The 8,606-nt window shown below is 40.5% G+C and carries 9 protein-coding genes; all 9 read left to right on the forward strand.

Annotated elements, in window-relative coordinates; genetic code table 11:
• A partial coding sequence (locus QMD82_07500) for a 4Fe-4S binding protein (GenBank protein ID MDI6851759.1) occupies nt 1-469 on the forward strand: 469 nt, incomplete at its 5' end.
• Nucleotides 470-480: 11 nt separating this feature from the next.
• Complete coding sequence (locus QMD82_07505; GenBank protein MDI6851760.1) at nt 481-1,638, forward strand: transketolase C-terminal domain-containing protein; 1,158 nt, start codon at nt 481-483, stop codon at nt 1,636-1,638.
• Between the two features lie 2 nt (nt 1,639-1,640).
• The gene (locus tag QMD82_07510; protein MDI6851761.1) at nt 1,641-2,567 is read left to right on the forward strand and encodes a 3-methyl-2-oxobutanoate dehydrogenase subunit beta; all 927 of its coding nucleotides are present in this window, start codon (nt 1,641-1,643) and stop codon (nt 2,565-2,567) included.
• Nucleotides 2,568-2,575: 8 nt separating this feature from the next.
• Nucleotides 2,576-3,907, forward strand: coding sequence for an aminopeptidase (locus QMD82_07515; protein MDI6851762.1), 1,332 nt, complete (start codon nt 2,576-2,578; stop codon nt 3,905-3,907).
• A gap of 12 nt (nt 3,908-3,919) precedes the next feature.
• Nucleotides 3,920-5,278 carry an SLC13 family permease gene (locus QMD82_07520; GenBank protein MDI6851763.1) on the forward strand — a complete coding sequence of 453 codons (1,359 nt, stop codon included), beginning with the start codon at nt 3,920-3,922 and terminating at the stop codon, nt 5,276-5,278.
• A gap of 72 nt (nt 5,279-5,350) precedes the next feature.
• Nucleotides 5,351-7,264: a threonine--tRNA ligase gene (thrS, locus tag QMD82_07525; GenBank protein MDI6851764.1), complete on the forward strand. Its 1,914-nt coding sequence runs from the start codon at nt 5,351-5,353 to the stop codon at nt 7,262-7,264.
• Nucleotides 7,260-7,817: a translation initiation factor IF-3 gene (gene infC, locus QMD82_07530; protein ID MDI6851765.1), complete on the forward strand. Its 558-nt coding sequence runs from the start codon at nt 7,260-7,262 to the stop codon at nt 7,815-7,817. The genes thrS and infC overlap by 5 nt, the downstream gene beginning before the upstream one ends.
• 15 nt (nt 7,818-7,832) lie before the next feature.
• Entirely contained in the window at nt 7,833-8,033 is a 201-nt protein-coding gene (gene rpmI / locus QMD82_07535; GenBank protein ID MDI6851766.1) for a 50S ribosomal protein L35, read from the forward strand.
• A gap of 5 nt (nt 8,034-8,038) precedes the next feature.
• Nucleotides 8,039-8,606: D-alanine--D-alanine ligase (locus tag QMD82_07540; GenBank protein MDI6851767.1), on the forward strand; the 568-nt coding region annotated here is incomplete at its 3' end.

Genomic DNA, 8,606 nt, shown 5'->3' on the forward strand with positions numbered 1-8,606 from the left:
CATTCTCCTCTCCTCCGCTAATGCTCAAAATATAAACATTGTATATACAAAAGTAGGTAAAACTGAGGATGAAAAGATTTTTGTTGTTGCTGAAGAGCAAGACATTTCAAGAGGTATAAAGAATGGCCTCTCTGTTGCCCTTTATCTTACATCTAAGAAAGAGGGTAAAGAATACCAAGAGGAGAGATTGCCTCGGGTTGTCTCTTATAAAGAGATTATTACAGATTATTTCAATCACGAAAAAGCAATACCTGAAATAAAAAGCTTAGAAGAAGCGATAAAAGAAGCCTTGAGGTGTTTCTCTTGTGGTACATGCAACTCTTGTGGAAACTGCTATGTATTTTGCCCAGATAATGCAGTTAGGTGGATAGATAACTTCCCGTCCTTTGACTACGATTATTGTAAGGGTTGTGGTGTTTGCGTAAATGAATGCCCAAGAGGCGTTCTTGAACTTATTCCAGAAAAATAAGGAGGACCTTTATGTCCATTAAAAAAGTTTTAACTGGAAATCATGCGGTCTCGTATGGTGCGATGGTTTCAAGGGTCCAAGTAATTTCAGCTTACCCGATTACACCTCAAACTCAGGTGGTAGAACTCCTTTCAGAAATGGTAGCAGATGGCATCTTGGACGCCATTTTCGTAAATGTGGAATCAGAACACTCCGCAATGTCCGCCTGTGTGTCAGCATCTGCTGCAGGGGCAAGGGCATTTACCGCTACTTCAGCCCAGGGACTAGCCTTAATGCACGAAATGCTTCACTGGGCAGCAGGAGCAAGACTCCCAATAGTTTTGGCGAACATTAACAGGGCAATGGCTCCTCCATGGTCTATCTGGACGGATCAAAACGACTCCCTTTCCCAGAGAGATACAGGCTGGATGCAAATATACGTAGAATCAAACCAAGAAGCCTTTGATAGCATCATTCTCGCATACAAAGTAGCGGAACAGGTTTACCTTCCATGTATGGTAATCCTTGATGCCTTCGTACTTTCGCACACTTCAGAGCCTGTTGAAATCTATGACCAAGAAAAAGTAGATAAATTTCTCCCACCATATAAACCTATGGTGGCAATAGAACCCGGAAAGGCTTTTGGATATGGAGCCCTTGCTGCACCTGATACATACATGGAGTTCCGTTATAAAATGCAAAAAGCAATGGAAAAGGCGGTAGAAATTTTTGAAAAAGAAGGTAAACTCTTTGGCGAAATGTTCGGGAGAAACTACGACCTTGTAGAAGAATATATGATGGACGATGCAGAGTACGTAATCGTGACCGTGGGTGCTACAACTTCCACCGCCAGGGTTGCTATTCAGGAACTCCGAAAGCAGGGAGAAAAAGTTGGACTTCTAAAGATCAGGGTAATAAGGCCATTTCCATTCAATAAAGTTAGAGAAGCATTAAAAGGTAGAAAAAAAGTGGCGGTTCTTGACAGGAACATTTCTTTTGGTTACCATGGGATTTTCTACCAGGAAATCAAATCAGCTCTCTATCCGCTCAAAGAGAGGCCACAGGTTCATGGATACATCGCAGGATTAGGTGGCAGAGATATTACTATTAAAGATTTCATTGATATCTACCATGACATGAAAAAACGTGAAGATATGGAAGAAATTGTCTGGAAGGGGGTTAAACTATGATTATGAAAAATTGGAACATTCCACAGGATGAGTTACTTTACAGTGGACATGCCGCATGTCAGGGCTGTGGTGGAGCTCTTGCAATGCGGTTGGCTTTAAAAGCCCTTGGAGAAAATTCCGTTGCAACTATTCCAGCATGTTGCTGGACAATCATTTCAGGAGATGTGCTCTATCATGCATTGAAAATTCCCGTTTTTCATACTGCTTTTGAGACTGCGGCAATTTCTGCTACCGGTTTAAAAGCGGGTTTGACCAAGAGAGGTTTCAAGGATACCACAGTTTTCGCTTGGGCAGGTGATGGGGGTACCTTTGACATTGGAATTCAAGCAATATCAGGCGCTGCAGAGAGAAACGAAGATATAATCTATTTCGTTTACGACAACGAAGCCTATATGAATACGGGAATCCAGAGATCCAGTGCCACACCATGGGGTGCCTGGACTACAACTACACCCGTAAAACATCCTGAAGACAAGCCAAAGAAAAACATTGATGAAATCCTTGCAGCTCATAAAATACCTTACCAGGCTACAGTTAATGTGGCTTACCCAGAAGATTTCGTGCGAAAAGTGAAAAAAGCAAAAGAGATAAAGGGGTTTAGGTTTATTCATATTCTTGCACCTTGTCCCCCTGGTTGGAAAATGCCTTCTGATATAAGTATTCAAGTTGCACGCCTTGCAACACAAACGGGGATCTTCCCACTCTACGAAGTCGAAAATGGTAAACACTATACCGTGAGCTACTTACCCCCTAAAAAATTACCGGTTGCTGAATACCTTAAACTTCAGGGCAGATTTAAACACCTTACCGAATCGCAAGTAGAATATATTCAGAAAATGGTTGACGAAAATTGGGAATCACTCCTTAGAAAACACGAATTGACCCATGGAACATTGGAAAATATTCCAAGACCTGAATTTTACAGGTGAGGCGAGTTATGGACTTTAAGAACGCATGGAACAGGGTAGATCATCAGAAAATTCACACTTTTGCTGAAGAATACCGGAAATTCTTGTCAAAGGCGAAAACCGAAAGGGAAGTCGTAGAATTTTTTGAGAATCTAGTTAAGAACGAACCAAGCATAAAAACATATAACATAAAGAACAAAAGTCTCATACTCTACAGAAGAGGCACCGAAAAGATCACCGAAGGATTCAGAATAATAGCGGCACACATTGATGCCCCAAGGATAGACATTAAGCCCAACCCTGTTTATGAAGATACTGACCTCGTGTTGCTTGAAACCCACTACTACGGAGGCATTAAGAAGTACCAATGGGTAACCAAACCCATGGCAATTCACGGAGTCGTAGTCAAACCTGATGGGGCCGTTCTCCAAGTAAACATTGGCGATGAACCTGGAGACCCTGTTTTCACCTTTACCGACATTTTGCCACACCTATCAAGAAATGTTCAGGCAAACAAAAACATTTCCGAAGCGATTCACGGTGAAAAACTGGATCTTCTTTTCGGACATATACCCTTTGAAACGCAAGACGAGAAAATCAAAGAAAAGGTTAAACATAATGTTTTACAGCTGCTTAAAGATAAGTACAATATTGAAGAAAAAGATTTCATTTCCGCTGAGCTTGAGATAGTTCCTCAGGGAGAAGCTTTAGATGTTGGCATTGACCGGTCAATGGTTGGCGGATATGGCCAGGATGATAGAGTTTGCGCTTACACGGCCGTAAAGGCTCTTTTAGACGCAGAAAATCCAAATAAGCATGTTTTAGTAGTTCTCTTTGACAAAGAAGAAATAGGATCTGATGGAAGTACAGGGGCTCAATCTCTAATAATAGAGAACGTCATAAGTAAGATTCTTAAAGAAAATGGTATTGAAGGCTATTCACAGATAAGAGAAGTTCTTTCAAAGAGTGAGGCTATTTCAGGTGATGTTACCGCTGGAGTGGATCCAAACTGGAAAGAGGTTCACGAACTGAAAAATGCAGCAAAACTCGGATATGGGATTGCCATTTCTAAATACACAGGCTCAGGAGGTAAATATTCAACAAATGATGCAAATGCTGAGTTCGTTGCAAAAATTGTAAACATCTTTGATGCGAATGATGTCGCGTGGCAGGTAGCTGAACTTGGGAAAGTTGATGAAGGAGGAGGAGGCACTGTGGCTAAATATCTTGCAAAATATGGAATGGAAGTTATTGACGCTGGACCGCCACTTCTATCAATGCATTCACCCTTTGAAATTGCCTCCAAAGTTGATGTTTTCATGACTTACAGTGGCTATAAAGCATTTTTAAACTCTAAATAGGAGGTTATAAAAATGAATACGTGGAAAAAGTTATTCAGCATTCTTTTAACTGCGTTGATTGCGATACTCTTGTATCGTTTGCCTGTGATGACTTCTATGACTCTTCCCCAGAAGATAACAGCAATAATCTTCATTGTGGCTGCGATTTTATGGATTTTTGAAATAGTTCCGCTCTATGTGACTTCTTTTGTAATCCTCATGCTTGAAATATTATGGCTACTACCCAAATTAGAAGGAGCAAAACCTTCTGCGTTCTTATCTCCGTTTTTTAGCACAACTATACTACTTTTCTTGGGCGGCTTTGTGCTTGCTAAGGGGCTTGAAGCCTACAAAATAGACGAACTTGTAGCAGAAAAAATCATTGAAAACACCGGCGGAAAACCAGGAATCACCCTTTTTGCATTTCTTGCAGTATCTGGATTCCTCTCCATGTGGATGTCAAACACAGCAGTCACAGCACTTATGCTCGCTGTCACGCTCCCTGTTGTGAAGAAACTAAGTGATAAAAATTTCGCAAAGGCTCTACTAATAGCCATAGCATTTGGAGCTAACATCGGTGGAATGGGAACACCAATTGGTACCCCTCCTAATGCTATAGCCCTTGATTACCTCAAAAAGGCCGGTGCCGGCGTGAATTTTGCCAAATGGTTCTTCTTCGCCTTCCCCTACGTGGTTTTATTAACCGTATTGGCGTGGGTCATTTTATATTTTCTGTTTCCCCACAAGGTTGACAAAGTTGAAATGCACGTATCTCCAGATGCCTCAAAAAGAAACGATCCAAGAGTGAAGGTAGTTATAATCGTATCAATTATCACCGCGTTATTATGGCTCACTGAATCTCTCCACAAGGTGGACGCTGCTTTTGTGGCCTTAGTCCCGGTTCTGATTTATTTCTCCTTTGGCATTTTAAAAAGGGACGATTTCAACAGCCTCAGCTGGGATGTACTAATATTAATGGGTGGCGGACTCTCTCTTGGAGAAGCATTCAAAATAAGCGGCCTCGGGGCATACATAGTAAACTCCCTTGGAATAAGCAATCTTTCCTTTGCTGCTCAGCTTGCTCTCCTTGCTGGTATAACCGCCATAATCACGAACTTTATGTCAAATACCAGTACCGCAGCACTAATAATCCCTCTTGCTATGGGACTAAATTTAGACCCAGTACACCAGGCTATTCTGGTCATTGCCATAGGCCTCTCCGCATCTGCTTCCATGTTACTACCTATCAGCACTCCACCTAATGCCATTGTCTACAGCTCTGGAGAACTCAAGGTTATCGATATGTTCAAAACAGGCCTTGTGATTTTGATACTGCAGTTCGCTCTCTTAATCACCTTCGAAAAGTTTATGATTCAGCTTGTAATAAAATAATTTGTAAATCGGGAGGGGGTGTGTTCCTCCTATTTTGAAAAACAAGGGAAAAACGTTAATATATAGAACTATATGAAACTTAAGAAAGGGAATGAAGTTATAAATTTGTTGCAAGAAGAAGTAGCGGGAAAGTCAATCCTTGAGCTTATTGGTGAGAATAAGAATTACATTGTAGCATTGGTTGATGGCGTACCAAAGGATTTAACATATAAGCTTACTGGAATTGAGCAAGAAGTTATCCTTTTAGATTTTAATTCTGAAGTGGGTCGCGAAACATACTGGCATACCACTTCCCACATAATGGCACAAGCAGTAAAAGAACTCTTCCCCGACTTCAAAGTTACCATCGGCCCAGCTATTGAAAATGGGTTTTACTACGATTTTGATACTAACGGTTATAACTTTACAGAAGAAGATTTGAAGAACATAGAGAACAGAATGCGAGAAATAATTGAGAGAAGTCTACCAATTGAACGTATCGAACTACCGAAAGATCAGGCTATTGAGTATTTCAAGAAAATTGGTGAAGACTACAAAATTGAAATTCTCAACGAAATACAGGAAGACATAGTTTCTGTTTACAAGCAGGGAAACTTTGCCGACCTTTGTCGTGGCCCCCATTTGCCCAACACATCGTATGTAAAAGCTGTAAAACTGTTAAGCTCCTCAGGAAGCTACTGGAGAGGCGACGAAAACAATGCAAAGTTGCAGAGAATTTATGGAATTTCATTCCCCACTGAAGAGCAATTGCAGGATTACTTAAACAAATTGGAAGAGGCAAAAAGAAGAGACCATAGGGTGCTGGGTAGGGAACTTGACCTCTTTTCAATACACGAAGAAATTGGTCCCGGACTCGTCCTATGGCACCCTAAGGGTGCAGCAATTAGGAGGGTAATAGAAGAATTCTGGATAAAAGAGCACTTAAAGCGTGACTACCAACTGGTCTACACTCCTCATGTTGGTCGTTCAAGATTATGGGAAATTTCAGGCCACTTGAGTTACTACAAGGAAAACATGTATCCCCAGATGGAATTGGACAACAACCAATATTACATAAAGCCTATGAATTGCCCATTTCACATTATGATTTACAAAACAAAGGTAAGGAGCTACAGAGATCTACCAATTAGGTACTGTGAACTTGGAACGGTATATAGATATGAAAGATCAGGTGTTTTACATGGACTACTCAGAGTCAGAGGCTTTACTCAGGATGATGCTCACATCTTCGCAAGACCCGACCAAATTTTAGACGAAATTAAGGAAGTAGTGAAATTTGCATACTTTATCCTTAACAAATTTGGGTTTAAAGATTACGAAGTATTTGTCTCCACAAGACCTAAGGATAGCGTTGGAAGTCCAGAAATGTGGGAGGAAGCAACTAAAGCACTGATGAACGCTCTCAACGAGCTCGAAATTCCTTATAGAATTGACGAAGGAGCTGGCGCATTTTACGGGCCAAAAATTGACATTACAATAAAAGATGCACTCGGCCGTTCTTGGCAATGCACAACTATACAATTTGATTTTAATTTGCCAGAAAGATTTGATGTAACGTATAGGGACAAAGATGGCGCAGACAAAAGGCCCTATTTAATCCATAGAGCTTTATTCGGATCGATGGAAAGGTTTTTCGCTACTTTAATAGAACACTACGGTGGAAACTTTCCCGTCTGGTTGGCACCTGTACAAGTAGCGGTACTCCCGATTTCTGAAGAAAACTTAGAGTATGCGAACAATATCTATAAAACCCTTAAGGACAACGAATTAAGAGTAGTAATCAACAGGTCCGATGAGAAGCTGGGTGCAAAAATTAGAGACGCAGAGATTGAGAAAATTCCCTACATGCTCATTATAGGGAAAAAAGAAATGGAACAGAATTTGGTTTCTGTGAGAAAACATGGAGTTGGAGATCTTGGGAAAATGTCTCTTGAAGAATTTTTGAATTTTTTAAAAGAGGAAATTAAAGGAGGTAACAGCCATTAGCAGAGATACTCAACCATACTTAACACCAAACTTTAAGAAGAGAAATAAAGAAGAACTATACAGGGTAAATGAAAAAATCAGAGCCTATGAAGTAAGGGTGATCGGACCCGACGGTTCCCACCTTGGTATAATGAAAACAAAGGATGCATTAAAACTCGCATACGAATACGGGCTTGACCTGGTTGAAGTCTCACCCAACGCAAATCCCCCTGTATGTAAAATATTGGACTACGGAAAACTAAAATATGAAGAGCAAAAGAAGCAAAAAGAAGCAAAGAAGAGACAACAGGGTGAAGTCAGAGAAATTACTATGAGTCCAAGAATATCTGATCACGACCTGAATGTGAAACTAAAGAAAATAAGGGAGTTTCTTGAAGACGGAAGTAAAGTTCGGGTTATTATTCGATTCAAAGGGAGAGAATTAGTTCACCCTGAATGGGGTAATGAGATTTACGAGAAAATAGTTCAACAACTTGAAGGTGAAGCAGAAGTTGAAGTACCCCCTAAAATGGAAGGGAAAAATCTAACCTTCCTCTTAAGAAACGCAAAATAAAAAAGGAGGACGAAGATGCCTAAGGTTAAAAGTAAGCGTTCTGCTCAAAAAAGGTTTAAAGTAACAGCAACGGGAAAGGTAAAAAGATTCAAGGCCTTTAAGAGCCACCTTCTCATAGGGAAAAATGCCAAAAAAAGGAGAAATCTAAGAAGGCCAACCCTTGTTGATAAAACCGAGCTTAAAAAGATAAGAAGGTTAATGCCTAACAGCTTTTGAGGTTTATGGACTTTTCCCAACTCAAAGAAAGCCTAAAAGGCAAGAGAATAACAGTTATTTGTGGTGGTTGGTCTGGTGAACGTGAAGTTTCGTTGAGATCGGGCGAAAAGGTTTATGAGAGCCTGTTAAGACAGGGTTTTAATGCCTTCTTTTTTGACTTAACAAGAGAAAACATCACAGAAATCAAACCCGGCTTTACCGATGTAGCCTTTATAATCTTGCATGGGAAGCCCGGGGAAGACGGAACAATTCAAGGTATGCTGGAACTGATGGGAATCCCTTATACTGGTTCTGGTGTTCTTGCCTCCGCAATAGGAATGGACAAGATAATGACAAAAAAGATAATGCAATTTGCCAATATCAACACACCTCCTTATCACTTCATTCCAACAAATAAAAATTTGAAAGAGGAAGCAGAAATTGCTCTAAAAAATATTGGGATCCCTTCTGTTGTAAAACCAAGGTACGAAGGTTCGAGCCTCGGGGTAAAAATTGTACATAGTGAACAAGAATTTTGGGACGCAGTTAACGAAACCCGTGATAAGTTTGGTGATTTTTATATCGAAAAGTTTA

The sequence above is a fragment of the bacterium genome, from assembly GCA_030019025.1.
GTDB lineage: Bacteria > Hydrothermota > Hydrothermia > UBA1063 > UBA1063 > UBA1063.